This is a genomic window from Streptomyces anulatus (assembly GCF_000721175.1).
Classification (GTDB): Bacteria; Actinomycetota; Actinomycetes; order Streptomycetales; family Streptomycetaceae; genus Streptomyces; species Streptomyces anulatus_C.
On the sequence record NZ_JOEZ01000016.1, the window covers coordinates 416,033 to 441,062 of the forward strand.

Annotated in this window: 21 protein-coding genes, 1 other RNA gene and 2 pseudogenes; 13 read left to right on the forward strand and 11 right to left on the reverse strand. The window is 73.4% G+C overall.

What is annotated here, in order from left to right; all coding sequences use genetic code 11:
- Window positions 1-78: 78 nt before the first annotated feature.
- From IG90_RS0120050 to IG90_RS0120060, 3 genes are all read right to left on the reverse strand, one after another.
- Complete coding sequence (locus tag IG90_RS0120050; RefSeq protein WP_033894418.1) at window positions 79-936, reverse strand: DUF5336 domain-containing protein; 858 nt, start codon at window positions 934-936, stop codon at window positions 79-81.
- A 176-nt stretch (window positions 937-1,112) separates the two neighbouring features.
- Complete coding sequence (locus tag IG90_RS0120055; RefSeq protein WP_030586067.1) at window positions 1,113-2,048, reverse strand: N-acetylmuramoyl-L-alanine amidase; 936 nt, start codon at window positions 2,046-2,048, stop codon at window positions 1,113-1,115.
- Between the two features lie 34 nt (window positions 2,049-2,082).
- On the reverse strand, window positions 2,083-2,670 hold the full coding sequence (locus IG90_RS0120060) for a class I SAM-dependent methyltransferase (RefSeq protein ID WP_233436029.1): 588 nt from the start codon (window positions 2,668-2,670) through the stop codon (window positions 2,083-2,085).
- A gap of 592 nt (window positions 2,671-3,262) precedes the next feature.
- Here IG90_RS0120060 and IG90_RS0120065 point away from each other — a divergent pair.
- The 6 genes from IG90_RS0120065 to IG90_RS0120090 all read left to right on the forward strand — a co-directional run bounded on the left by IG90_RS0120065 (window position 3,263) and on the right by IG90_RS0120090 (window position 11,465).
- Window positions 3,263-5,473, forward strand: coding sequence for an acyl-CoA dehydrogenase family protein (locus IG90_RS0120065; protein WP_030586071.1), 2,211 nt, complete (start codon window positions 3,263-3,265; stop codon window positions 5,471-5,473).
- Between the two features lie 26 nt (window positions 5,474-5,499).
- A complete protein-coding gene (locus IG90_RS0120070; protein ID WP_030586073.1) occupies window positions 5,500-6,690 on the forward strand; it encodes a lipid-transfer protein in 1,191 nt (396 codons plus the stop codon).
- A 153-nt stretch (window positions 6,691-6,843) separates the two neighbouring features.
- Entirely contained in the window at window positions 6,844-8,292 is a 1,449-nt protein-coding gene (locus IG90_RS0120075; RefSeq protein WP_030586075.1) for a DHA2 family efflux MFS transporter permease subunit, read from the forward strand.
- A 189-nt stretch (window positions 8,293-8,481) separates the two neighbouring features.
- Window positions 8,482-9,336: a MaoC/PaaZ C-terminal domain-containing protein gene (locus IG90_RS0120080; RefSeq protein ID WP_030586077.1), complete on the forward strand. Its 855-nt coding sequence runs from the start codon at window positions 8,482-8,484 to the stop codon at window positions 9,334-9,336.
- Window positions 9,337-9,384: 48 nt separating this feature from the next.
- Window positions 9,385-10,461 (forward strand): Zn-dependent alcohol dehydrogenase, encoded by a 1,077-nt coding sequence (locus IG90_RS0120085; RefSeq protein ID WP_030586079.1) that lies wholly within the window; start codon window positions 9,385-9,387, stop codon window positions 10,459-10,461.
- A gap of 56 nt (window positions 10,462-10,517) precedes the next feature.
- A complete protein-coding gene (locus tag IG90_RS0120090; RefSeq protein ID WP_030586081.1) occupies window positions 10,518-11,465 on the forward strand; it encodes a 3-oxoacyl-ACP reductase in 948 nt (315 codons plus the stop codon).
- 490 nt (window positions 11,466-11,955) lie between these two features.
- On the opposite strand, the gene IG90_RS0120095 is transcribed toward IG90_RS0120090, so the two are convergent.
- On the reverse strand, window positions 11,956-13,383 hold the full coding sequence (locus tag IG90_RS0120095; protein ID WP_233436019.1) for a hypothetical protein: 1,428 nt from the start codon (window positions 13,381-13,383) through the stop codon (window positions 11,956-11,958).
- Window positions 13,384-13,556: 173 nt separating this feature from the next.
- Between IG90_RS0120095 and IG90_RS0120100 the strand changes: the two are divergent.
- From IG90_RS0120100 to IG90_RS0120115, 4 genes and pseudogenes are all read left to right on the forward strand, one after another.
- Window positions 13,557-14,309, forward strand: a pseudogene (locus tag IG90_RS0120100) (ABC transporter substrate-binding protein); the annotation flags it as partial.
- 119 nt (window positions 14,310-14,428) lie between these two features.
- Complete coding sequence (locus IG90_RS0120105) at window positions 14,429-15,265, forward strand: Nif3-like dinuclear metal center hexameric protein (protein ID WP_030586087.1); 837 nt, start codon at window positions 14,429-14,431, stop codon at window positions 15,263-15,265.
- Complete coding sequence (locus IG90_RS0120110) at window positions 15,262-16,005, forward strand: zinc ribbon domain-containing protein (protein WP_206434032.1); 744 nt, start codon at window positions 15,262-15,264, stop codon at window positions 16,003-16,005. The genes IG90_RS0120105 and IG90_RS0120110 overlap by 4 nt, the downstream gene beginning before the upstream one ends.
- Complete coding sequence (locus tag IG90_RS0120115; RefSeq protein WP_030586099.1) at window positions 16,005-17,372, forward strand: bifunctional RNase H/acid phosphatase; 1,368 nt, start codon at window positions 16,005-16,007, stop codon at window positions 17,370-17,372. Before IG90_RS0120110 ends, IG90_RS0120115 begins: the two co-directional genes overlap by 1 nt.
- A 104-nt stretch (window positions 17,373-17,476) precedes the next feature.
- Here IG90_RS0120115 and eda read toward each other — a convergent pair whose 3' ends face one another.
- The 4 genes from eda to IG90_RS0120135 form a co-directional block, all read right to left on the reverse strand.
- Window positions 17,477-18,136 (reverse strand): bifunctional 4-hydroxy-2-oxoglutarate aldolase/2-dehydro-3-deoxy-phosphogluconate aldolase, encoded by a 660-nt coding sequence (eda, locus tag IG90_RS0120120; RefSeq protein WP_030586101.1) that lies wholly within the window; start codon window positions 18,134-18,136, stop codon window positions 17,477-17,479.
- 88 nt (window positions 18,137-18,224) lie between these two features.
- Window positions 18,225-19,025: a peroxide stress protein YaaA gene (gene yaaA / locus IG90_RS0120125; protein WP_030586103.1), complete on the reverse strand. Its 801-nt coding sequence runs from the start codon at window positions 19,023-19,025 to the stop codon at window positions 18,225-18,227.
- 156 nt (window positions 19,026-19,181) lie between these two features.
- Window positions 19,182-20,126: a hypothetical protein gene (locus IG90_RS0120130; protein WP_233436020.1), complete on the reverse strand. Its 945-nt coding sequence runs from the start codon at window positions 20,124-20,126 to the stop codon at window positions 19,182-19,184.
- The gene (locus IG90_RS0120135; protein ID WP_030586106.1) at window positions 20,123-20,869 is read right to left on the reverse strand and encodes a MerR family transcriptional regulator; all 747 of its coding nucleotides are present in this window, start codon (window positions 20,867-20,869) and stop codon (window positions 20,123-20,125) included. The genes IG90_RS0120130 and IG90_RS0120135 overlap by 4 nt, the downstream gene beginning before the upstream one ends.
- 189 nt (window positions 20,870-21,058) lie before the next feature.
- On the opposite strand from IG90_RS0120135, the gene IG90_RS0120140 reads away from it, so the two are divergent.
- Together IG90_RS0120140 and rnpB are read left to right on the forward strand one after the other, a co-directional pair.
- The gene (locus IG90_RS0120140; RefSeq protein WP_030586108.1) at window positions 21,059-21,628 is read left to right on the forward strand and encodes a Uma2 family endonuclease; all 570 of its coding nucleotides are present in this window, start codon (window positions 21,059-21,061) and stop codon (window positions 21,626-21,628) included.
- 94 nt (window positions 21,629-21,722) lie between these two features.
- Window positions 21,723-22,130: RNase P RNA component class A (rnpB, locus tag IG90_RS40755), an RNA gene on the forward strand.
- 34 nt (window positions 22,131-22,164) lie between these two features.
- Here rnpB and IG90_RS0120145 read toward each other — a convergent pair.
- Window positions 22,165-22,569, reverse strand: a complete 405-nt coding sequence (locus tag IG90_RS0120145) for a hypothetical protein (protein WP_030586110.1) — start codon at window positions 22,567-22,569, stop codon at window positions 22,165-22,167.
- A 156-nt stretch (window positions 22,570-22,725) separates the two neighbouring features.
- On the opposite strand from IG90_RS0120145, the gene IG90_RS0120150 reads away from it, so the two are divergent.
- Complete coding sequence (locus IG90_RS0120150) at window positions 22,726-23,250, forward strand: GNAT family N-acetyltransferase (RefSeq protein ID WP_051860142.1); 525 nt, start codon at window positions 22,726-22,728, stop codon at window positions 23,248-23,250.
- 35 nt (window positions 23,251-23,285) lie between these two features.
- On the opposite strand, the gene IG90_RS0120155 is transcribed toward IG90_RS0120150, so the two are convergent.
- Together IG90_RS0120155 and IG90_RS47120 are read right to left on the reverse strand one after the other, a co-directional pair.
- A complete protein-coding gene (locus IG90_RS0120155) occupies window positions 23,286-24,188 on the reverse strand; it encodes a glycosyltransferase family 2 protein (protein WP_030586113.1) in 903 nt (300 codons plus the stop codon).
- 76 nt (window positions 24,189-24,264) lie between these two features.
- Window positions 24,265-24,886, reverse strand: a pseudogene (locus IG90_RS47120) (GNAT family N-acetyltransferase).
- Between the last annotated feature and the right edge of the window lie 144 nt (window positions 24,887-25,030).

Below are 25,030 nucleotides of genomic sequence, written 5' to 3' on the forward strand. Positions count from 1 at the left end.
TGACAGCGTCCGGGGTGGACTGTACGACAACGGCCCCCCGCCCGGAAGGGCGAGGGGCCGCGACGTGTGTGTGGGGGATCAGCCTCGCTGGATGCCCGTGGCATCCTGCAGGACACCACGACGGCCGTCCTGCGTCTGGGCGATGAGGCTCTGGCCGCGCTGCTCGACCGCGAGGTACCAGGTGCCCGGCGCCAGCTCGGCGATCGGGTTCGGCGAACCGTCCTCGCCGTACAGCGGGCGCGCCACCGGAACGGCGAACCAGAACGGGGTGAAGTCGCCCGCCGGGGCCGCGCCGCCCTGCGAAGGCTGCGGGGCCTGGGCCTGCTGCGCCTGCGCCTGCGCCGGGTCGGCCTGGGCGGGCTGACCCTGCTGGGGGGCGCCGGGGTAGCCGTAACCCTGGCTCGGCTGGGCGCCGTACGGCTGCTGCTGGCCGCCCGGGAAGCCGTAGCCCTGGCCGGGCTGCGCACCGTACGGGGCCTGCCCGCCCTGCAGGCCCTGCGCCGGGGCGGCCGGGCTGAGCAGCGGGGCCTTGAGGAAGGGCACCAGCGGTCCGGCGATGGCGCCCCCGGCGAGCACGATGGTGGCGAGCAGACCGAGGATCATGCCGGCGCCGGCGTTGCTGATGTCGAGGATCGTCCAGAACGCGGTCCACAGGGCGAACACGGTGAGCGCCACGCTGAACTGACCGAGGTCGAGCCCGGCGACCTTGCGGCCCGGCATCGCACGGCTGACGATCAGCAGCGCCGCGGCGATGACGCCGGCGAGGAAGACGCTCATCAGGAGCCCGAGCGAGTCCCAGGCGTTCGGGTTGTCGACCCGCGAGCAGTCGATGCCCGACGGGCAGAAGCTGGTGTAGTCGAGGAAAGAGGCGATGAACAGCACGACCGCTGCTCCGATCACCACGCCGTCGCCTCGAGTGAGGGATCGGATATTCACGTGAAGGTCCTTAGTCGGTCGTCTCGTCGGGGCGGTCGTCGCTGCCGCCGGTGCGGCGGTCACGGCTTGGAGCTCGGGAGCGGCTCCCCATCGTACGGATGAATCTATCGTCTGCCCGGGCGGGTTGTGTCCCGGGCCGGATGATGAGCGGCCATCCCTCCAATATCACCGCAGAACTACCCCTTCAGGTAGCTCGTAATGCCGTCGGCCAGGCCCTGGGCCGCCTTCTGCCGCCAACTCGCGCTGGTGAGCAGGGCGGCGTCCTTCGGGTCACGCATATTGCCGCATTCGACGAACACCTTGGGCACGGTCGACAGATTCAGTCCGCCGAGATCATTACGCGTGTCCAGGCCGGTATTTCCACCGACGTAATTGGAAGGTGCGCTTCCGGTCGTGCGGACGAAGTGTCCCGCGATCCTCGCGCCGAGATCGGCCGAACTCTTCACGATCTTCGAGGTGTCGGCCCCGCCGCTCTTCACCCCGGCGGGCAGGATCACGTGGAAGCCCCGGTTGCCCACGGCCGATCCGTCGGCGTGCACCGACACCACCGCGTCGGCCTTCGCCCCGTTCCCGATCCGGGCCCGCTCGTCGATGCACGGCCCGAACGGCCGGTCCGCGTCGTGCGTCAGGCGGACCCGGGCGCCCTCGGCCTCCAGCAGCGTGCGCAGCCGGCGGGACACGTCGAGGGTGAACCGGGCCTCCGCGTAACCGTCATCGGTGGACGTACCGGTCGTGTCGCACTCCTTGCGGCCGGTGCCGATGTCGACCTGCTCGTCGATCTCCCGGGTGTGGTCGCGGTTACCCGGATTGTGTCCCGGGTCGATCACCACGGTCCGGCCGGTCAGCGGGCCCCTCGGCAGCGGTTCCGCGGAGGCGGACGCGGACGGCGTGGCCCCGGCGGATCCGGACGGCTCCGGCTGCCCGCCGCTCGGCGTCGTGGCCGTCGGGGATGCGCCGCCGGCACCCGGCCGCGGCGAGGCCGCACCGGCCTCGCCGGCTTCCGGGCCGCCGCCGCAACCGGCGGCGGTCAGGCATACGGCGGCCAGCGCGGCGGCCACGGACAGGGGCTGCCGGGCGCGGCGGGCGGGGGGAAGGCTGTCGTCGTACGGCACGCGGCGATGCTACCCACCCGGCTGTCCGGACGGCTCAGATCCCGGTCCCCGTGCGGCGCAGCACGCGCAGCGAATCCGTCACCGACACCTCGGTGAACGCCCCGGAGGCCAGCGCCCGGAGATGGATCCGGTACGGGGCCTGGCCGCCGTCGGCCGGGTCGGGGAACACATCGTGGATCACCAGCAGCCCGCCATCGGCGACATGCGGGGCCCAGCCCTCGTAGTCGGCGTTCGCGTGCTCGTCGGTGTGGCCGCCGTCGATGAAGACGAGCCCGAGGGGTCCGCGCCACACGGCGGCGACCTGCGGGGAGCGCCCGACGAGCGCCACCACGTGGTCCTCCAGGCCGGCCCGGCGCAGCGTGCGGCGGAACGTCGGCAGGGTGTCCATCAGTCCGACCTCCGGGTCCACCACGCTCGGGTCGTGGTACTCCCAGCCGGGCTGCTGCTCCTCGCTGCCCCGGTGGTGGTCGACGGTGAGCGCGGCCACCCCGGCGGCCCGCGCCGCGTCCGCGAGCAGGATGGCGGACCGCCCGCAGTACGTGCCCACCTCCAGCAGCGGCAGTCCGAGCGCACCGGCCCCGGCGGCGGCGGCGTACAGGGCGAGGCCCTCGTGGACCGGCATGAAGCCCTTGGCCGCCTCGAACGCGGCGAGGATCTCCGGCCGGGGGCCGGCGGCGGACGCGGAAGCGGAAGCGGCGGCGGACTCGGCGGTCACGGGGTTCCTCCAGGTGGGGCGCGGTGGCTCAAGGGCCTGTCGACGGCGACCCATCGTGCCGTACGTTCCGGCCGACGGCCTCGGCGGGGGCATCGTGGCGACCGGTGCGGGGGCGGGACGAGCAGGGTCCGCGTGACCGCGACGGTGATACCCGTGAAGGCGAGGACGGGCACGATGGGGCCGGAGCGCGCTTTCGGCGGCTCGGGGAGCTCCCCTGTGTGCCGTGTCCGTTTCGTCCGTTGCATGCGTGGGGCCTCCGGGCAGTGTCGATCACCCGGGCCGCCCCCAAGTGTGTGCATGGTGAACGCTTCCCGGCGGTGCTCTGCTCCGGTCCGGATCCCACAGCGTTCCGGTCCGGATCCCACAGCGTTCCGGCCCGGATCCGACGGCATTCCGGTCCGGATCCGCCAGTGATCTGACCATCTATCAGCTCTTCCACCCGAGTGGAACGTGTTCTACTCTTGCGCCGTTCCAGTGGCTGCGACCGGCGGGGATTCGCATGGGCATCGGCACGGGTATCGGCATCACCGAAGAGCACCGCGCGCTGGCGCACTCCGTACGGGGCTGGCTGGCCCGCGCCGCGCCCCCCGGCGAGGTACGCGAACTCCTCGACGCGGGGGGCCCGGCCACCCTCGGCGTGCGCCCCGCCCACTGGGAGGCGCTCGCCGCGCAGGGGCTCACCGGCATCCATCTGCCCGAGGAGTACGGGGGCGGCGGCGGGGACCTCCTCGACCTCGCCGTCGTCCTGGAGGAGGCCGCGTACGCCTCGCTGCCCGGCCCGTATCTCGCGACCACCCTCACCTCCGCCGTACTCGACCGCGCGGTGGCCGCCGGGGCCGGGGAGCTGAGCGGCCCGCTCCGGGAGCTCGCCGCGGGGGGCCGCACCGCGGCCGTCGCCCTCACCCCAGGCACCCTCACCGCGACCTGGGCCCCGGACGGCCACCGGCTCGACGGCACCGCCCCGCCCGTCCTGACCGCCGACGCGGCCGACCTGCTCCTGCTGCCCGCCGCCACGCCCGACGGCCAGCACTGGTTCCTCGTGGACGCCGGGGCCGACGGTCTCGCCGTGCGCCCGCACCGCAGCGCCGACCCGACCCGCCCCACCGCCGAGGTGCGTGCCGACGCCGTCCATGTCCCCGCGCGCCGGGTCGTGCCGGTGACCGATCCGGCGCTCGTCGGCGACCTGGCCGCCGTCCTGCTGGCCGCCGACGCCTGCGGTACCGCCGCCCGCAGCCTGGACACCGCCGTCGAACACGCCACCGTACGGGAGCAGTTCGGGCGTCCCATCGGGGCGTTCCAGGCCGTCAAGCACCTCTGCGCCGACATGCTCGTCCGCCTCGAACAGGCCCGCGCCCTCACCTGGGACGCCGCCCGAGCCGCCGGCGAGGAGCCCGGGGTGCGCGGGCTCGTCGCCGCGCTCGCCGCCGCCACCGCACCCGAGGCCGCGTACACCTGCGCCAAGGACGCCATCCAGATCCTCGGCGGCATCGGCTTCACCTGGGAGCACGACGCCCACCTCCGGTTGCGCCGGGCCGTCCTCGCCCGCCAGCTCCTCGGCGCCGCCGGCCCGCACCGGCTGCGCGCCGTCCGCCACGCCGAGGCCGGGGCCCGCCGCGAACTCGCCCTGGAACTCCCCGCCGAGGCCGCCCGCCACCGCGCCGAAGCCCGGCCGCATCTCGCCGCGGCCCGGGGCCTGGCGCCCCGCGAGGCCCGCCGCGCCCTCGCCGCCACCGGCTACGCCGCCCCGCACCTCCCCGCCCCGTACGGGCTGGGCGCAGGGCCCGTGCAGCAGCTGGCGATCCAGCAGGAGTTGAGCGAGCAGTCCATCCGGCTCAGCGATCTCTCCATCGCCACCTGGGTGGTGCCGTCCCTCATCGCGTACGGCACCGAGGAGCAGCGCGATCGCTATCTGCCGGCGACCCTGCGCGGCGACCTCCAGTGGTGCCAGCTCTTCTCCGAACCCGACGCCGGCTCCGACCTCGCCGCGCTGCGCACCCGCGCCGTACGGACCGACGAGGGGTGGCGGATCACCGGGCGGAAGGTCTGGACGAGCGCCGCCCGCACCGCCGACCACGGCATCCTGCTGGCCCGCACCGACCCGGACGCGCCCAAGCACCGTGGTCTCACCTACTTCCTGGTCGACATGGAGAGGGCCCGGGGCATCGGCATCCGCCCACTGAAGGAGATCACCGGCCGGGCCCTCTTCAACGAGGTCCACTTCGACGACGTCCTGCTGCCCGTCGACGCCGTCGTCGGCGAGGTCGGCGGCGGCTGGCGGGTCGCCCGCGACACCCTCGGCAACGAACGCGTCCACATGGCCGACCAGGTGACCTTCGACAGCGGACTCGAAGCCCTGATCGCCCGCTCGGCCGGACTGGACGACGCCACACGGGCACGTATCGGCGCGCTCGCCGCCGAAGCCCACGCGCTCGCCTGCACCGGCCTGCGCACCACGCTCCAGCAGGTCGCCGGCCGCGAACCCGGCGCAGGGGCCTCCGTACGCAAGCTCGTCCAGACCGTCCACCAGCAGAAGGTCGCCGAGATCACCCTCGAACTCCTCGGCCCGGACGGCGCGGTGGACGAACCGGCGGCGGGCGAACGGGCCCTCCACGGCTTCCTGATGTCCCGCTGCCTGACCATCGCGGGCGGCACCACCCAGATCCAGCTCAACGTCGTCGCCGAACGGATCCTCGGCCTGCCCCGGGACTGACCGCACAAGACAAGAGGAGTCGGACAATGAAGGCCTACATCGTCGGCGTCGGCATGACGAAGTTCGAGAAGCCCGAGACCCGCGACCGGCAGTACTGGGACATGGTCCGCGAGGCGGGCACCGCCGCCCTGGAGGACGCCGGGCTCCGCTACGACCAGGTCGAACAGGTCCCCGTCGGCTACTGCTTCCAGGCCTCCACCGCCGGACAGCGGGCCGTCTACGAGCTGGGGCTGACCGGCGTCCCCGTCTACAACGTCAACAACAACTGCGCCACCGGCTCCACCGCCCTGTTGCTGGCCCGGCAGTTCGTCGAGGGCGGCGGCAGCGACTGCGTCCTCGCCCTGGGCTTCGAGAAGATGGCCCGCGGGGCGTTGGGCGGTGGCTCCGACCGCGGCGACTTCGCGACCTCGCCCGTCGCCCGGCACTACGGGATCATGGCCGCCGCCCACGGCTTCGAGATGTCCCCGCCCACCGCCCAGATCTTCGGCAACGCGGCCCGCGAGCACATGGAGCGGTACGGGACGACGCCCGCGCAGCTCGCGGCGGTCGGGGCCAAGAACCACCGGCACTCGGTGAACAACCCGTACGCCCAGTTCCAGGACCCGTACACGGTCGAGGAGGTCCTCGCCGCCCGCACCGTCCACCGCCCCCTCACCAAGCTCCAGTGCTCGCCCACCTCCGACGGGGCGGCGGCGGCCGTCGTCGTCTCCGAGCGGTTCGTCGAGCGGCACGGCCTGGGGGACCGGGCCGTGGAGATCGCCGCCCAGGCCATGACCACCGACACCGAGGCCTCCTTCGCCTCCGGCAGCTGCATCGACGCGGTGGGCGCCCCGATGTCCAAGGCCGCCGCCCAGCAGGTCTACACCGCCTCCGGCCTCGGCCCGGACGATCTCGACGTCATCGAGCTGCACGACTGCTTCTCCGTCAACGAGCTCCTCACCTACGAGGCGCTGGGCCTGTGCGGCGAGGGGGAGTCCGGCAAGCTCGTGGAGTCCGGGGCGACCACCTACGGCGGGCGGTGGGTGGTGAACCCGTCCGGTGGCCTGATCTCCAAGGGTCACCCGCTGGGCGCGACCGGCATCGCCCAGGCCGCCGAGCTGACCTGGCAGCTGCGCGGCGAGGCCGGAGCCCGCCAGGTCTCCGGCGCAAGAACCGCCCTCGCCCACAACATCGGCCTCGGCGGGGCGGCGGTGGTCACGCTGCTGCGGCGCGGCTGAGACGGGCGGGCGCGGCCGGGGCTCCCGGGGCGCGGGTGCGTGGTGAGCGCGGCCGGGGCGCCCGGGGCCCGGGGCCTAGGTCCTGCGACCGGCGACCCCGGCCCGAGACCTGGACCCGATACCCGATGTACGGGCCGCTCGCCGCCTGGGACCATGACTTTCATGCCCGACGTCTCCGCGCCCGTCTCCGCCCGGCCCGCCTCCTCCCGAATACGGCCCAGCACCTGGGCCGTCGTGCTCGCCGCCTGCACCGGCCAGTTCCTCGTCGTCCTCGACGTCTCCGTCGTCAACGTGGCGCTGCCCTCCATGCGGGCCGACCTGGGGCTGAGCGCGGGGGGCCTCCAATGGGTCGTCAACGCCTACTCGATCGCGTTCGCCGGGTTCATGCTCCTGGGCGGGCGGGCCGCCGACATCTACGGGCGCAAGCTGATGTTCCTCGTCGGGCTCGGCGTCTTCACCGCCGCCTCCCTCGCCGGCGGCCTCGCCCAGGAGGGCTGGCAGCTCCTCGCCGCCCGTGCCGTCCAGGGCCTCGGGGCCGCCGTCCTCGCTCCAGCCACCCTCACCATCCTCACCGCGGCCGTCCCCGAGGGTCCGGCCAGGACGAAGGCGATCGGCACCTGGATGGCGGTCGGCGCGGGCGGCGGCGCGGCCGGCGGGCTGATCGGCGGGGTCCTCACCGACGCCCTCTCCTGGCGCTGGGTCCTCCTGATCAACGTGCCCATCGGCGCCCTCGTCCTGGTCGCCGCCGCCCTGCGGATCACCGAGGGCCGCGCGGGCGACCGCCGTCGCATCGACTTCCTGGGCGCGGTCCTGGTCACCGCGGGCCTCGCCGCCGTCGCGTACGGCATCGTCCAGACCGAGGCCGAGGGCTGGGCGGCCGCCGCCACCCTCGTGCCGCTGCTCTCGGGAGTCGCGCTGCTGGCCGCCTTCGTACTGGTCGAGGCGCGGACCGCCGTGCCGCTGATCCCGCTGCGCGTGTTCTCCGTACGAGCTGTGTCCTCGGCCAACGTGTCGATGCTGCTCATGGGGTCGGCGACCTTCTCCATGTGGTACTTCATGACCGTGTACGCCCAGAACGTCCTGGGCTACACGCCGTTGCGGGCCGGTCTCGCGCTGATGCCGACCTCGGCGGCCGTCATCCTCGGCTCCAAGCTGGCCCCGCGCCTCATGGTGCGCACCGGAGCGAAGAGCCTCGCCGTCGCCGGGGTCCTGATCACCGCCGCGGGCTTCGGCTGGCAGTCCACGATGGGCGTGGAGGGCTCCTACCTCACGGGGATCATGTTCCCCGGCATCCTGATGATGGCCGGGGCAGGTCTCGCCTCCACCCCGCTCGCCACCCTCGCCACCTCCGGCGCGGACCCGGGCGACGCCGGACTCGTCTCGGGCCTCGTCAACACCTCCCGCACCATGGGCGGTGCGCTGGGCCTCGCGGTGCTCTCCACGGTCGCGGCAGCACGCACCGCGGGTTCCGGCGACGCGGCCGAGGTCACCGCCGGATACGCGCTGGCCTTCCGCACGGCGAGCGGGGTGCTGCTGGCCGGGGTGATCGTGATGCTGGTCTGGCTGCCGAACCACCGCGGGCCGCGCCGCGGCACGGCGTAGCCCGCCAACCCAGCGATCTGACACCACGTCAGCAGTCTTCACAACTTCCGGGGCCTGCGTTATACATGGGCCATCGGCTAGAACGCGTTCTAGAAGGGCGTGCCCTGCCGGTCACCGCACGACCTCGGTGCGGCCGACGGTGCGGACGGCCGTGCCGAGGTCTTCCCACCATCAAGGAGCAGCTCCGTCATGCCCATTGATGCCCGGGCGGCACTCGCCGCCGAACCCCGCCGAGCCGAGATCGGCTGGAACCACAAGGACGTCCAGCTCTACCACCTGGGTCTCGGCGCGGGCAGCCCCGCCACCGACCCCGGCGAACTGCGCTACACCCTGGAGTCCCGGCTCCAGGTGCTGCCGAGCTTCGCCACCGTCGCGGGCGCGGGCACGGCCGCCTTCGGCGGCATGGGCGCGCCGGGCATCGACGTGGACCTCGCCGCCGTCCTGCACGGCGGACAGTCCGTACGCGTCCACCGCCCGATCCCGGTGACCGGCCGCGCCGTGCAGACCTCGAAGGTCGCGGCGGTGTACGACAAGGGCAAGGCCGCCGTCATCGTGCTGCGTACCGAGGCGGGCGACGACGACGGGCCGCTGTGGACCAACGACGCCCAGATCTTCGTACGCGGCGAGGGCGGCTTCGGCGGCGAACGCGGCCCCTCCGACCGGCTCACCCCGCCGGAGCGGGCCCCCGACCGGACGGTGGAGCGCCCGATCCGCGAGGACCAGGCGCTGCTCTACCGCCTCTCGGGCGACTGGAACCCGCTCCACGCCGACCCCGCCTTCGCCGAGCTGGCCGGCTTCGACCGGCCGATCCTGCACGGGCTGTGCACGTACGGCATGACCCTGAAGGCCGTCGCCGACACCCTGCTGGACGGCGACGTCTCCCGGATCACCGCCTACCGCACCCGTTTCGCCGGCGTGGTCGTCCCCGGCGAGACCCTCCGCATCCGGATGTGGAGCGGGGACGGCCGTGTCCAGGTGACGGTCGCCGCCGCCGAGCGGGACGACGCACCGGTCCTCGCCGACACGCTCGTCGAACACCTCTGAACACATCGACACCACGATGAAGATGGCGATTTGAGGGGAGCCGTACCCATGCGCGCAGCCGTACTGCACGAGATAGGCCAGGAGAAGCTCGAAGTCCTCGACGACGTCGAGGCGGTGGGCTTCGGCCCCGGAAAGGTCAGGCTCCGCATCCGCGCCACCGGCCTCTGCCACTCCGACGTCTCCGCGATGAGCGGCGTCCTCCCGCAGCCGGCCCCCTTCATCCCCGGCCACGAGGGCGCGGGCGAGGTCGTCGATGTCGGCGACGGGGTGACCGGGCTGAGCGCCGGCGACCGGGTCCTCGTCTGCTGGCTGCCCGCCTGCGGGGCCTGTCCCTCCTGCAAGCGGGGCCAGACCCAGCTGTGCCTCGCCGGGTTCATGAACGCGGGCACCCCGAACTTCAAGCGCCCCGGCGGCGATGTCTTCGGCTTCGCGGGTACCGGCACCTTCACCGAGGAGGTCGTCGTCGGTGCGGGCTGCGCGGTGCCGATCCCCGACGACGTACCGTTCGAGATCGCCGCCCTGATCGGCTGCGGGGTCACCACCGGCCTCGGCGCGGCCATCAACACGGCGAAGGTGGAGGCCGGTTCGTCGGTCGCCGTGATCGGCTGCGGCGGCGTCGGCATCTCCACGATCCAGGGCGCCCGGGTCCAGGGCGCGGCCCAGATCATCGCCGTCGATCCGGTCGCCTCCCGCCGTGAGGCCGCCCTCCGCTTCGGCGCCACCGAGGCCGTCGCCCCCGACGGTCTGGCCGACGCCAAGCAGCGGATCACCGGCGGCGAGGGCTTCGACTACGTCTTCGAGGTCGTCGGAAAGTCCGCCACCGCCCGCATCGCCTACGAGAACACCCGCCGCGGCGGCACCCTGTGCGTCGTCGGGGCCGGGGCCATGGACGACGACTTCCAGGTCAACATGTTCGAGCTGTTCTTCGACGAGAAGCGGATCCTGCCCTCCATGTACGGGGGAGGGGACGTCCTGCGCTCCTACGAGCGGGCCATCGCCCTCTGGCGGGCGGGCCGTATCGACCTGGAGTCGATGATCACCCACCGGGTCCGGCTGGACGGGGTCAACGACGCCCTGGACCAGATGCGCACGGGCGAGTCGCTGCGTACCTGCATCGAGCTCTGAACCCCGTACCCGAGCACTCGTACCCGAGCACCTGACCAACGACGATGAGGAATGCCATGTCACTTCCCCTCCCGCTGGACGGGCTGTCCGCGATCGTCACCGGCGCGGGTCGCGGCCTCGGCCGGGCCGAAGCCCTCGAACTGGCCCGCCTCGGTGCGGCCGTCGTCGTCAACGACTACGGGCAGCCCGGCCGTGACGGCTCCGGCGAGGCGTCCGCCGCCCCCGCCGAGGAGGTCGCCGCCGAGATCCGCGCGGCCGGCGGCCGGGCCGTCGCCCACCTCGGCGACGTATCCGACCACGAACAGGCACGGGCCCTGGTGGAGTCGGCCGTCGCCACCCACGGCCGCCTCGACATCCTGGTCAACAACGCGGGCATCCTGCGCGACCGGATGATCTTCTCGATGACCGAGGCGGAATGGGACTCGGTCATCCGCGTCCACCTCAAGGGCCACTTCAACACCACGCACTTCGCCGCCGCCCACTGGCGCGCCCGCTCCAAGGAGACCGGCGGGCCGGTCTACGGGCGGATCGTCAACACCTCGTCGGAGGCGTTCCTCGCGGGCTCGGCGGGCCAGCCCAACTACGCGGCGGCCAAGGGCGGCATCGTCGGCCTCACCACCTCCACCGCACTGGCCCTCGCCAAGTACGGCGTCACCGCCAACGCCATCTGCCCGCGCGCCCGGACCCGGATGACCGAGGACGTGTTCGCGGGCTTCCAGGAACCGGCGGACGGCACCCTCGACCCGCTGGCGCCCGAGCATGTCTCCCCGCTCGTCGGCTATCTCGCCTCACCGGCGGCGGCCGGGGTCAACGGTCAGCTGCTCGTCGTCCACGGAGGCATGGTCGCCGTCGTCGAACGGCCCCGGGTGGCCGCCCGGTTCGACGCGACGAAGGAGACGTTTACCTTCGCGGAGCTGAACGAACTGCTCACCCCGTACTACGCGGACCGGCCCCCGAACGAGACCTTCGCGGCCGCCGAAGTCCTGGGCCTGAAGCGGCGGTAAGGGCGTGTACGAGGCAGGGCCTGGACCGGCTGCCCGCCGGTCCAGGCCCTGCCTCGCTCGCCTGCTGCGCGGCTCAGAGCCTGTCGGGTGGCCTTGGATCGGAAGCGGACGCGGTCCGGTGCGTGCGGTTCTCAGGCGCCGAGAGGTCCTGGTAGCGGAGCTACCAGGGCCTTTCGGCAATGCCGGAAGCGTGCGTGCCAGGGCGTGGCCGCCTGATCAGAGGTCACCCGACAGGCTCTCAGGCCGCCCTGGATTCCTCCGTGGCCGGCCGGCGGTGGCGGCCGTGCGGCTGCACCGACGTGTTCTCCGCCGACGCACCCCCCCGGTGCCTTCCGGAACCGCCGGTTCCGGCCCTGTGGTCCGCCCCCGTCGGGCGCTGCTGGGTCGTGTCGGTTCGGGCTTCGGACATGTGGGAAGTCACCCCGTTGTGATCGCTTACCTGTGTCGCACCTACGTGTGTCGCAAGCCCCGCCACCGCCTTCCGACGCGGTCACCGTCGGTACCCGCGCGGTACGGCCGCGTAGCCCAGGGGGTCGATCCTAGTCCCACCGGCGATGGGCGGCGCCGCGACGCCGCCCCCCATCGCCGGTGGGTCCTGGCCAGGTCGGACAGCTCCGTGCAGAGGCGCCTGCCCCAACGGAACGGGCTTACACACAGCAGGAGCGGCGGCGGCGCCGGACGGTTCCGTTCCGCCACCACCGTCCTGCGTACGGCCGGTCACGGAGGAGGGTTCCACGTCCTCGGGGGCGACCAGCAGTGCCACGCCGCAGGGCGTCGCCCCGTTCGCGTACGGGAGGCGCAGCACCCCGTCCCGGCTCCAGTACCCGGCTCCCGGAGCCCAGCCCAGCGGCGCCGCGAACTGGTGCAGCCGCCGGCCCGCCGGACGCCAGACACCCACCCAGCTGCCCGCCGCCCCGTCGATCCGCAGCGCCACCGCACAGCTCTCCGGCATCAGCATCTGGCCCGGCTGTACGGCGAACGGCGTCACCGCCACGTCCGCGAGGCGCAGGCACTCCGGGAACCTGACCGGCAGACAGCTCCCGAGCACCCCCCAGCCGAGCCGGTCGTGGCCCGGCGCGTCGGAGCGGAGCAGCAGCAGCCCGCTGTCGGCGTCCGCCAGCAGCAGCCGGTCGTTGCTCTCCGGCGCGATCTGGAGCAGCGACGTCACCTCTGCCCCCCGCCCCAGATCGACGGCGACCGCCTTGACCGGGCCGCCGTCCGGCGCCTGCCGGTCCAGCGCCAGTATCCGGCCCGCCCGGTCCAGCCACACCCCGCCCGAGCAGCGCCCGGGGATCCGCGCCACCTCCTCGGGTCCGAACGCGCCGCCCGCCACCAGCCAGAGCGACGAGCCGTGCTCGCCGGCCGACAGGGCGTACATGCACCGGCCGTCCGGCGCCGGCGGCAGCAGGGTCATCTCCGCGCACTCGACCGCGCCCAGCGGGAGTTCGCCGGTCCCGGGCCCGGTCGGGTAGAGCAGCGAGAACATCTGCCGGTCCGCCACCCGCCGCCGGATCAGCACGCGCCCGTCGGCGAGCGGCGCCACCTGGGCGTCCGGCTCCTCGGGCTGGTCGAGGGGGAGGGGCACCGCGTACGGCTCGGGCCCGTCCAGGGTCCACCGCTCCGGATACCACGCGCGCTCGCCCGGTGGGCCGGGAGCCGCGGTGAGCCGGGCGGCGTACGCCCCGTCCGCGGTGAGCGTGAAGCCGCCGGGAAGCGGCGCGTGGTCGGCCGGCGTCCCCGGTCGGCTCCCGGCGGCCGACGCCTCCGGTTCATCGTCCGGGCCGGATCCGGGCAGGCCGGAGACGTCCGCCCCGGCAGGCTCCCCCGGTGCGCCGAACGCTTCCGGGTCGGGTTCCGCTCCGGGGTCCGCCGTCGCGGCGGCCCCGGCGGATCCCCCCTCGATGGCACAGGAAGTCATGGACTCGTCACCTCCGGCTACGAAAACTAGTTTTCGCACTTCCAGCCGAACAACACGAGCCACCTCACTTCACACATAAGGGTGGCGATGCCCGGATTCTCCTGAGGTGGAGGGGGCGAGTGTGCTGTCGAAGGCGGCCGCGTCTATGGTTAGGCAGCCCTAACCAAAAACCCGTCGCAGAGTTCGACAACGTCGTCTCGATGGGCCTGAAGCCGGTCGGCTACGCCCCCAGCGAGGGCGCCGCGGCCATCCCCTCGTACCTGGAGAAGGACGCGGGCGAGCCGAAGAGCGTCGGCACGATCAACAGCCTCAACCTCGAAGCCATCGCGGGCCTCCAGCCCGACCTGATCCTCGGCAGCCAGCTCCGCGCCGCTGACAAGTACGACGAGCTGTCCAAGATCGCCCCCACCGTGTTCTCCATCCGTCCGGGCTTCACCTGGAAGGAGAACTACCTCCTCAACGCCCAGGCGCTGGACCGCGGGAAGCAGGCCGAGGCGAACCTCGCCGCGTACCGGGCGAAGGCCCTCGAGCTCGGGAAGGACATCGGCCCCGACAAGCCGACCGTCTCGATGGTCCGCTACATGCCCGACCGCCTCCGGCTCTACGCCAAGGCCTCGTTCATCGGCACGATCCTCGAAGACGTCGGTCTGCCGCGCCCGAAGAACCAGCAGATCAACGACCTCGCCACCGAGATCAGCCCGGAGAGGATCGATGAGGCGGACGCCGACTGGATCTTCACCGGCGTCTACGGCGACGCCAAGGCCACCCAGCGCGACACCGCCCGCTCCAACCCGCTGTGGAAGAACCTGAAGGCCGTCAAGGAGGGCCGGTCCAAGGACGTCTCCGACGAGACCTGGTACCCGGGCCTCGGCGTCACCTCGGCCGAGCTGGTCCTCGACGACCTCCGCGCCGACCTGGTGAAGTAGCCGGAAGCCCGAAGACACCGCCGGACCAGAAGTAACGATTCGTGCCGGGCCGCCGGTCCTGGCGTACAGGTCCGGCGGCCCGGGGCGGCGGACCACGCCGGACAGGTAGCCTTTCCCCCGTGCCCCGTCTGTCTGAAGTCATCGCCGCCCTCGACGCCCTCTGGCCCCCCGAGCGGGCCGAGGGATGGGACGCGGTCGGGACGGTCTGCGGCGATCCGGACGCGGAGACCGACCGGGTGCTGTTCGCCGTCGACCCGGTCCGTGAGATCGCCGACGAGGCCCTGGAGCTCGGCGCTCAGCTGATCGTCACCCACCACCCGCTCTATCTGCGCGGGACGACGACGGTCGCCGCCGACACCTTCAAGGGCCGGGTCGTCCACACCCTCATCAAGCACGACATCGCGCTCCACGTCGCGCACACCAACGCCGACACCGCCGACCCCGGCGTCTCCGACGCCCTCGCCGGCGTCCTGGATCTGCGCGTCACCGGTCCCCTCGTACCGGACCCCACCGACGTCCACGGGCGGCGCGGACTCGGCCGGATCTGCGAACTGGACCACCCCGAGACCCTGGCCGCCTTCGCCGCCCGAGCCGCCGCCCGGCTCCCCGCCACCGCGCAGGGCATCCGGCTGGCCGGCGACCCGGAGGCGCTCGTGCGCACCGTCGCCGTCAGCGGCGGCTCCGGCGACAGCCTCTTCGACGCCGTGCGCGCGGCGGGGGTCGACGCCTTCCTCACCGCCGACCTGCGCCACCACCCGGCGTCCGAGGCCGTGCAGCACTCGCCGCTCGGCCTCGTCGACGCCGCGCACTGGGCCACCGAATGGCCCTGGTGCGAGCAGGCGGCCGCCCAGCTCGACGCGCTTTCCGACCGCCACGGATGGGACCTGCGGGTCCATGTCTCGAAGCAGGTCACCGACCCCTGGACCACCCACCATTCCTCTGGAGCCCCCAACTGAACGCCGCGCCCGCCGACCAGATCCGACTTCTCGACGTCCAGGCCCTCGACCTCCGTCTCGCCCAGCTCTCCCACAAGCGCACCTCGCTGCCGGAGCACGCCGAGATCGAGCAGCTCAGCAGCGACCTCGCCCAGCTGCGTGACCTGCTGGTCGCCTCCACCACCGAGGAGAGCGACACCACCCGCGAGCAGACCAAGGCCGAGCAGGACGTCGACCAGGTGCGTCAGCGCGCCGTCCGCGACCAGCAGCGCCTGGACTCCGGCGCGGTCTCCTCGCCCAAGGACCTGGAGAGCCTCCAGCGCGAGATCGTCTCGCTCGCCAAGCGCCAGGGTGACCTGGAGGACGTCGTCCTGGAGATCATGGAGCGCCGCGAGAGCGCCCAGGAGCGGGTCGCCGAGCTGACCGAGCGGGTCGCCGCCGTCCAGGCCAAGGTCGACGACGCCACCGCCCGCCGCGACGCCGCGACCGCCGAGCTGGACGCCGAGGCCGCCACGGTGACCAAGGACCGCCAGGTCGTCGCCGAGGTCATCCCCGCCGACCTGCTGAAGCTGTACGACAAGCTCCGCGCCCAGCAGGGCGGGGTCGGCGCCGCCCGCCTCTACCAGCGCCGCTGCGAGGGCTGCCGGCTGGAGCTGAACATGGCCGAGGTCGGCGACGTGCGGGCCGCGTCTCCCGACACGGTCCTGCGCTGCGAGAACTGCCACCGCATCCTGGTCCGCACCTCGGAGTCGGGCCTGTAATGAGCGTCGCCCGCCAGGTGGTGGTCGAGGCCGACGGCGGCTCCCGGGGCAACCCGGGGCCCGCCGGCTACGGCGCGGTCGTCATCGACCCGGCCACCGGCGAGCCCCTCGCCGAGGCCGCCGAGTACATCGGCGTCGCGACGAACAACGTCGCCGAGTACCGGGGCCTCATCGCCGGTCTGACGGCCGCGAAGGCGCTGTTCCCGGACGCGGGGGACACGCTGCGCGTCCACGTCCGGATGGACTCCAAGCTGGTCGTCGAGCAGATGTCGGGGCGCTGGAAGATCAAGCACCCCGACATGAAGCCGCTGGCGGCCCGCGCCGCCACGATCCTGCCGCCGTCCTCCGTGACGTACGAGTGGATCCCCCGCGCGCAGAACAAGCACGCGGACCGGCTCGCCAACGAGGCGATGGACGCGGGCCGCGACGGGAGGCAGTGGGAGGCGTCCGCCTCCACGGCCGCGCTCGACGCCCCGGCACGCATCGCGAGCACCCCGCCGCCGGCCCAGGGCCCGCCCGGCGACCAGGTCGCGGGTGCCGCCAAGGCCCGTGCGGCCCTCGCGGCCGCACGCGGCGCGGCCACTCCGGCGGCCGACACGCTCTTCCCCGTGCCGGAGACCGGGGTGCCGGACACCACGGTCCCCGCCGCGCCGGTCTCCGCACCGGCCCCCGGGCAGCCTGCCGGAACCGCGTCGGACAAGGCCGGAGCCCCGCAGACCGGCTGGGGTTCGGCCCCCGACCTGGGCGCGCCCGCCACGCTCGTCCTGCTCCGGCACGGCGAGACCGCCCTCACGCCCGAGAAGCGGTTCTCCGGCAGCGGCGGCACCGACCCCGAGCTCTCCGCCACCGGCCGTGACCAGGCCGCCCGGGCCGCCCAGTACTTCGCGGCCATGGGCACCGTCCAGGAGATCGTCAGCTCCCCGCTGCGCCGCTGCCGCGAGACCGCCGCGGCCGTCGCCGACCGCCTCGGCCTGGACGTGCGGATCGACGAGGGCCTGCGCGAGACGGACTTCGGCGCCTGGGAGGGCCTGACCTTCGGGGAGGTGCGGGAGCGGTACGGGGACGACCTCACCGCCTGGCTGGCCTCCCCGGACACCGCCCCGACCGGCGGCGGCGAGAGCTTCGCGGAGGTCGCCGAGCGGGTCGCGGCCGCCCGGGACCGGACCGTCGCCCGGTACGCGGGCCGCACGGTCCTGCTCGTCACGCATGTGACCCCGATCAAGACCCTCGTCCGGCTCGCCCTGGGGGCCCCGCCGGAGGCGCTGTTCAGGATGGAGCTGTCGGCGGCCTCGATCTCCACGGTCGCCTACTACGGGGACGGCAACGCCTCCGTACGGCTGCTCAACGACACCTCCCACCTGCGCTAGTGCCGCGTCAGCCAAGGTTCGCCCCGTCGCGACGCCCGGCACGCACTCTCGCCGCACCGGCCGAAAGCCCGAGTACGTCCAGTACGAGGGCTTCCCCCGCGGCCCTAGCGGGCGAGCGCCGCCGCCTCGGCCGCCAGACGGGCCACCCGGTCCCAGTCCTTCGCCGCCACCGCGTCGCCCGGGACCATCCAGCTGCCGCCCACGCAGCCGACGTTGGGCAGCGCGAGGTACGACGGCGCCGAGGCGAGCGAGATGCCGCCGGTCGGGCAGAACCGGGCCCGGGGGAGCGGTGCGGACAGGGCCTTCAGATAGGCCGTGCCGCCCGCCGCCTCGGCCGGGAAGAACTTCATCTCCCGCACCCCGCGCTCCAGCAGGGCCACCACCTCGGAGGTGGTCGAGACGCCGGGCAGGAACGGCACGCCGGACGCCTTCATCGCCTCCAGCAGCGCGTCCGTCCACCCCGGGCTGACCAGGAACCGGGCCCCGGCGTCGACCGTGTCCCGTACCTGCTCCGGCGAGATCACCGTGCCCGCGCCGACCACCGCGCCCGGGACCTCGGCGGCCATGGTCCGGATCGACTCCAGCGCGGCGGGCGTCCGCAGCGTCACCTCGATCGCCGGGAGCCCGCCCGCCACCAGGGCCCGCGCCAGCGGCACCGCGTCGGCGGCGTCGTGCAGGACGACGACGGGGACGACGGGCGCGAGATCCAGCACGGAGGCGTCGGACGGGGTGGAGGGCGCGGCGGACGGCACGGAGGAGGTCATGCGGCCATCCTGCCGCGAGCAAGGCAATGCTTGCAACGAACGTTGCACAGACTGCAACGCCTGCGTCGCCAGCCCTTCCTCCGGCCGGTCAGTGGATCTCCGCCACCACCACGTCCAGCGACCACGGCCGCCCGGCCCGCGCGGGGGCCTCGGCCTCCACCACGTACCCGAGGTCCCGCAGCACCTCCACCAACTGCGCCGGGCCCTTCGGCCGCGCACCCGCCAGCAGCAGATCGCGCACCAGCCGGCCCTTGGTCGCCTTGTTGAAGTGGCTCACCACGGACCGCTTCTCCACCCCGTCCACCAGCTGGGAGTGCAGCACCCGCACGCTCGCCGTGCGCGAGGCCACCTCGCCCTTCGGCTTCCACGCCGCCGCGTACGCGGAGGACCGCAGGTCCAGGACGAGCCCGTCCCCGGCGGCCTCGGGCAGCACGGTCTCCATCGGGGTACGCCAGTACGCGCCGAGCGCGCCGAGACCGGGCAGTTTCACCCCCATCGAGCAGCGGTACGGCGGAATCCGGTCGCCGACCCGGACCGCGCCCCACAGCCCCGAGAAGACCAGCAGCGAGGAGGCCGCCCGCCGCCGCGCGGCCGTCTCCAGCGAGGCCAGGCCGAGGGCGTCGTACAGCACGCCGGTGTAGAGCTCCCCGGCCGGACGGGTCCCGGCGGTGCGCAGCTCGGTGTTCTTGCCGACCTCGCCCCGCAGCCCCACGCTCAGGCCCAGCACCTCTCGGGCCTTCTCCTCGTCCGCCTGGCACAGCTCGACCAGCTCGTCCAGCACCGCCGCACGGGCCGGGGCGAGTCCCGGCAGCGACAGCGACTCCGGCTTCAGGGACGCACCGCGCCCCGAGGCGGCCTTTCCTTCGGAGGGCGGCAACAGCACGAGCACGGCGGTTCTCCTTCGTACGTACGGCGCAAGCGCGGACCCGGTCGGCGTGCGGGCTCCCCGGGTCCTCGGCAAGCGTACGGGGACGGGCCGGTGCTTCCCTTACGGCGACGGGCCGAGCTGTCCGTGACGGGTCGCGCTGTCCCTGTGGGGAGGGGCTCACGCAGGCAGGTCCGGCGTCGAAGACGGTGCTGTTCGCTCCGGCGTGAGCCGGGCGGACGGCGTCCGGTCCGGTGTGAGCGGCGGAGGCGCTGCCGGCCCCCGCGTGAGTGCCGTGACCGCCGCCCGTGGGTCGTCCGCGTGGAAGCGGAGCGTCCGGGCGCTCCCGCGCCGGCCGAGCGGCCGCACGAACCCCACCGGCTCCGTCAGCTTCACGGTCACCGTCGTCTGGCTCCCCACCGCCAGATCGAGCGTTCCGTCCTCGTCCACCCGGACCAGCCCTCCGCCGGGGAAGCGCCGGTCCACCCGGACGGAGACGATGACGGCGGCGGGCACCCGGAGGTCGAACAGGGCGCCGTAGCGCAGCCGCAGCGAACCGTCCGCCTCCACCAGGTGCGGCCGGGTCACGCACGCCGCGTGCAGGGCGAGGACGAGGACGATCCCGTACACGTCCACCACGAGCAGGATCGCGTGGACCAGCGGCCAGGGGATCACGAGGGCCAGCACCACGGTCTCCAGGACGGAGACGAAGGCGAAGGTGTACATCACCCCGGTCTGGGGCTCGGTGTACGAGACGGGCAGCGCGCCCTCCGGAATCCGGTGCCGACGGCGTACGGCCCACAGCCCGAGGCTGTGCAGGGCCCGGAGCTCGTGCACCACGAGCCGCCGCAACGTCACCGGCACCAGGACGCCCACCGCCGACCGCAGGGCCTCCCGCCGCCCGGTCCCGGCCCGCCGGCGGGAAGCGTAAAGCCGCCACAGCACCGAGGCGTCCAGGACGAGCACGGCCAGCACCAAGGACTCGGCCGCCAGCAGGACCGCGGCGGGTATCGGTACCCCGGCCACCACACAGACGACCAGCACCAGTTCGGCGGGCAGCACCGACCACGCCGCGGCCCGGGCCACCCGCAGCCCCGCCGCCCGCTTCACCGCCTCCGCCGTCACGGCCTTCGCCCCTGCACCCGCACGGCCAGCGCCTCCATCACCCGGCGCACCACCTCACGCTGCGCGGGCGGGTAGTCGTCGAGCAGCACCCGAGCGAACCCCGACGCCGACGGCTCGCCCTCGGGGATCACCGCCAGGACCTCGTCCGGTACGGCGGCCGCCAGCTCGGCCGCCAGCGGCGCGATACGCGGATCGTCCGTCCCGGCCCCGGCCAGCTCGTCGAGCCGCTCGTACAGCGCGAGTGCGCCCGGATCCTCCGCCAGCGGCCGCAGCGCGGCGAACACCTCGCTCCCGGCCCCCCCGACCGCCGTGTCCAGCAACGCCAGATGCTCGCGGTCCTTCGCGGCGGCCGGGGACGTGGTGGCGGGCGCGTGCTCCAGGAGCGCGGCGAGGGCGGGGGAGAGCGGCCCGTCCGAGGTGAGCGGCGCCTCCAGCAGTGCGGCCAGAACCTGCCGCCGCTCGTGGATCTCCCGCTCCTGCCGCGCCAGATCGGCATCCAGCTCCCCGAGCACCTCGGCCAGCTCCAGCCCCGCGTCGTCGGCGAGCACGTCCCGCACCTCGTCCAGGGAGAGCCCGATCTCGGTCAGCCGCCGGATCCGGGCCAGCAGCACGGCATCGCGGACGGTGTACGCGCGATAGCCGTTGGCCTGCCGGGCGGGCTCGGGCAGGAGGCCGATGTGGTGGTAGTGCCGGACGGTCCGGGACGTGACTCCCACGAGCGCGGCGATCTCTCCGATACGCATGTGGACAGTAGAAACGTTGACGCTGCGACAAGGTCAAGCGACAGCCCCACCGGCCCCGCCATGGCTGCTTCCGCCCCCTTCCCCTGGTCCTGTGCCACGATCGGGGGAGGAACTTCCATCTCACGGACGGCTGGTCTTCTGATGCCCCAGTCTGGCGAGCGACCGAGGAAGGAGCGTGGCATGACTGCCATGGCGCACGAGCCGCTCACGCAGGCAGAAGTCCTTCTGGAGGGCTTCCTGGCCCTGGACACGCCGGAAGGCTTCCGGGCGGAACTGATCGAGGGGGAGATCGTCGTGACGCCGCCGCCGGACGGGGACCATGAGGACTACATCGGGCTGATCGTCGACCAAGTGGCCAGGCGCGCCCGAACGCGCATGCAGTTCTCCGGAAACAAAGGGCTGAAACTTCGCAGCGGCGGTGGCTGCCCGAAGAACCACGCCATCCCCGACGGCACCTTCGCCCCGCTTGAGCTCCGCCTCTTCCGGGGCGCCGAATCCTGGATGCCCTGTGAGGGCGTAGCCCTGGTGGTCGAGGTCACCTCCACCAAGCCGCAGGCCGACCGCGAGGCCAAGCGCCGCTGCTATGCCCGTGGCGGCATCCCTCTCTACCTGCTTATCGACCGGGACGAGAGCTCGGTGACGTTGTTCAGCGACCCGGAGAACGACGACTACCGTCAGGTCCTCACGATCCCGTACGGCAAACCGCTCCCGCTCCCCGAGCCCTTCGCCTTCGATCTGGAGACCGGCGACTTCGGCTGAGCTGAGAGCCTGTCGGGTGGCCTTCGACCGGAAAGCGGACGCGGTCCGGTGCGTGCGGTTCCAAGGCGCCGAGAGGTCCTCGTAGCGGAGCTGCCAGGGCGTGCGGACGGCCGCGTGAGGATCCTCCGATCCTCCCGAGGAACGTCCGGGCTCCACAGGGCAGGGTGGTGGCTAACGGCCACCCGGGGTGACCCGCGGGACAGTGCCACAGAAAACAGACCGCCCGGGACTTCGGTCGCGGGTAAGGGTGAAACGGTGGTGTAAGAGACCACCAGCGCCTGAGGTGACTCAGGCGGCTAGGTAAACCCCACCCGGAGCAAGGTCAAGAGGGGGCGTGCCGGAAACGGGACGGCCCTGCGTGAACGTCCGAGGGCTGCTCGCCCGAGTTCACGGGTAGACCGCACGAGGCCGGCAGCAATGCCGGTCCTAGATGGATGGCCGTCTCCCCGGCCGCCGCGAGGCGACCGGGAGACAGAACCCGGCGTACAGCACGACTCGTCTGCCGGCGGGCTTGCCAGGGCCTTCGGCCGGGTGTCTCACCTGGCCGGAGGCCCTTCCGTCGTCGGGGGCTCGATCGGCCAGCGGTCCGTGAGCTCCTCCGCGTACACCTGCGAGAGCGGCTGCGGACCCACGTACTGCTGGCAGGTGCACTGCCCGGCCTCGTAGCGCAGCGGCTTCCTGTTCTCGTCCCAGGCCGTCGGCACCTCGACCTGCTCATGGCACCGGCCCCGCTTGTCGTGCTTGGCGAGATGGTGGGTGCAGCCGCACACCGGCTCCGGCGGCTTGTTCGCGGCCTCGATCGCGAGCCGCCCCTTCGTCGCCGCCTTCAGCAGTTCCAGCTTCCGCTTGTGCCGCTTGCGCAGGGCCTTGCGGACGGTGTCCTGGGTCCAGGCGAAGCCCCCGACCCAGAAGAATATGAGAATCCACCAGAACCAGCTCATCGCGGTCTTCCTCCCCCTGTGTTCCCTTGCGTGTTCCCCGGCCCTCTCGCCGCACCGGTATTTCACCTGCGCGCCGACCCCTTGGTGTGGTCTGCTGCCCGCGGCCATTGTTCCCCACGCACGGGCGGGGACGCCGGGGCCCTGGGACGAGGAGTGATGCGGGTGGCGGAGAACGTGTACGCGGGCGGACGTACGGCACCGGGCGAGGTACGGGACGCGGTACGGATACGCCCGGCCACGGCCCGGGACGCGGAGGCCGTCACCAACCTCTTCCTGGCCTCCCGCGCCGCGGCCATGCCGTATCTGCCCCGGGTCCACAGCGACGAGGACACCCGCGCGTGGATCACCCATGTCGTGCTGCCCACCAGCACCGCGGTGTGGGTGGCCGAGGAAGTGGGCGATGACGTGGCCGGCGAGGTGGTGGGGTTCGCCGTGCTCGCCGGGGACGACGAGCTGGACCATCTGTATCTGCGGCCCGACTCGCTGCGGCGCGGGATCGGGAGCCGGTTGCTGGCGGAGGTGCGCGGTGCGGTGAAGGGGCCCCTGAACCTGTACGTGTTCCAGCGCAACGCCGCGGCCCGCGCCTTCTACGAGCGGCACGGCTTCACGGCCGTCGGGTTCGACGACGGCGGCCGTAACGAGGAGAACGAGCCGGACGTGCTGTACCGCTGGGAGCCGTAGGCCCGCCGGGAGCCGTAAGCCCGCCGGGCAGGGGGTCAGATGACCGGCGGCCGGCCCAGCCGCGTCATCTGCCACACCGTGGACCAGCGCATCGGGCGCCGCTCGCCGCACGGGGTGCGGACGCCCTCGGCGAAGCCGCCCGCCCAGGCGCGCAGGCCCTTCGGGTCGCGGGTGCGGGCCAGGGTGAGCAGGGTCCAGGTGCCGAGGTAGGCGGGGACCAGCGGGAGCGGCAGGTTGCGGCGGGCGAGCCAGACGCGGTTGCGGGCCGTCATCCGGTAGTAGACCGCGTGCCGGGCCGGGGACGTCTTCGGGTGCTGGAGCAGCAGCTCGGGCTCGTACAGCACCTTCCAGCCCGCGTCGAGCGCGCGCCAGGCGAGGTCCGTCTCCTCGTGGGTGAAGAAGAACTCCGCCGGCCACAGGCCGGTCTCGGCCAGCATCTTCATGGAGAACGCGTGGCCGCCGCCGAGGAAGGCCGTCACCGGGCCTCCGCGCATCGGGTCGCCGGCGCGCAGGCGCGGCACGTGGCGGCGCTGCGTCTCGCCCAGCTCGTCGGCGATCCGGAAGCCGACGATGCCGAGCCGGTCGTCGGCCGCGAAGTGGTCCCGTACCCGGCGGAAGACGTCCTTGTCGACCAGCAGCCCGTCGTCGTCCAGCTCGATCACCACGTCCACGTCGCCGATCTCGGCGAGCCTGCGCAGTCCTTCGTTCCGGCCGCCCGGGCAGCCGAGGTTCTCCGGCAGCTCGATGGTGGTGACCCCGCCGTCGAGGTCCTCCAGGCCGGGGAACGCGGTGAAGTCCGGGAGCGCCGTGCCGTTGCCGATGATCACGAGCCGGGTGGGCCGGACGTCCTGCATGGCGACCGACGCCAGCAGCGCCTCGACGGCCTGCGGGCGGTCCCCCATGGTCACGATGGATACGCCGATGCGTGGTGCGGACAAGATCGGTACTCCTGGGGCTCGGCTGCCGGTCGGCCGCCGGTCGGCAGTGGTGCCCGCGATCGTAACGCCTCGCTGTTCAGTTCGCGGTCGCCGCCCGGTCGTCTGCGGGCCTGTCGGTGTTCAGCGGCGCGTGCACGGCCATGTCCCGCCGCCGGTCGCCCACCTGCCGCCAGCCGCGCAGCAGCCCCTCCCACCGGAAGCCGACGTCCTCGGCGATCCGGGCGGAGGCGGTGTTCCTCGGCTCGACGAAGAGCTGGAGGCGCTCGACGCCGAGGTCGCGCGGGGTCCACCGGTCACCGTGCGCGGCGCGGCGCGGCGCGGCCCACCCCGTCACCGTACGCAGCGCGGCGCGGCCCACCCCGTCACCGTACGCAGCACCGCGCGGGCCACGTTCTGGCCGCGGGCGGGGGCGGTGAGCCAGTGGCCGGGCGAGGCGCGGCCCTCGGGCAGTTCGCGCAGCCACAGGCCGATCGCGCCGACCGGGCGCCGGTCCCGGGAGCGGACGATGGCGAACGGGTACCCCGCGCCGGTGGCCGCGCCGTCCCACTGCCCGCGGACGAGCGCCTCGGGTGCCGCGTCCGAGTAGCGGGACGGGACCGTGGTGATGAGCGGGATGAACGGGTCGAGCGAGGCCTCGCGGACCAGCGGGAGACCGCTCATCCCCCGGGGCGCAGCACGCAGTCCGGTCCCGCGGACATGCTCGGAACGGTCAGCGGCTCGGTGTCGGGGCCGGCCGGGCTCGGTGTCGGTACGGGGACCGCGCTTGGGACCGGGCTCGGGACCGGGCTCGGGACCGCGCTCGGGAGGAGCCATGTCCGTCTCGTCCCGCTGTCGATCCTGTT

Coding starts and splice junctions, on each gene's coding strand:
- IG90_RS0120060 (WP_233436029.1), bottom strand. CDS start 2,670: ATGCCGGTCCACGAGGGCCTCGCCCTGTACGCCGCCGCCGCCGGGGCC.
- IG90_RS0120065 (WP_030586071.1), top strand. CDS start 3,263: ATGGGCATCGGCACGGGTATCGGCATCACCGAAGAGCACCGCGCGCTG.
- IG90_RS0120070 (WP_030586073.1), top strand. CDS start 5,500: ATGAAGGCCTACATCGTCGGCGTCGGCATGACGAAGTTCGAGAAGCCC.
- IG90_RS0120075 (WP_030586075.1), top strand. CDS start 6,844: ATGACTTTCATGCCCGACGTCTCCGCGCCCGTCTCCGCCCGGCCCGCC.
- IG90_RS0120080 (WP_030586077.1), top strand. CDS start 8,482: ATGCCCATTGATGCCCGGGCGGCACTCGCCGCCGAACCCCGCCGAGCC.
- IG90_RS0120085 (WP_030586079.1), top strand. CDS start 9,385: ATGCGCGCAGCCGTACTGCACGAGATAGGCCAGGAGAAGCTCGAAGTC.
- IG90_RS0120090 (WP_030586081.1), top strand. CDS start 10,518: ATGTCACTTCCCCTCCCGCTGGACGGGCTGTCCGCGATCGTCACCGGC.
- IG90_RS0120095 (WP_233436019.1), bottom strand. CDS start 13,383: ATGACTTCCTGTGCCATCGAGGGGGGATCCGCCGGGGCCGCCGCGACG.
- IG90_RS0120115 (WP_030586099.1), top strand. CDS start 16,005: ATGAGCGTCGCCCGCCAGGTGGTGGTCGAGGCCGACGGCGGCTCCCGG.
- eda (WP_030586101.1), bottom strand. CDS start 18,136: ATGACCTCCTCCGTGCCGTCCGCCGCGCCCTCCACCCCGTCCGACGCC.
- IG90_RS0120135 (WP_030586106.1), bottom strand. CDS start 20,869: ATGCGTATCGGAGAGATCGCCGCGCTCGTGGGAGTCACGTCCCGGACC.
- IG90_RS0120140 (WP_030586108.1), top strand. CDS start 21,059: ATGGCGCACGAGCCGCTCACGCAGGCAGAAGTCCTTCTGGAGGGCTTC.
- IG90_RS0120145 (WP_030586110.1), bottom strand. CDS start 22,569: ATGAGCTGGTTCTGGTGGATTCTCATATTCTTCTGGGTCGGGGGCTTC.
- IG90_RS0120150 (WP_051860142.1), top strand. CDS start 22,726: ATGCGGGTGGCGGAGAACGTGTACGCGGGCGGACGTACGGCACCGGGC.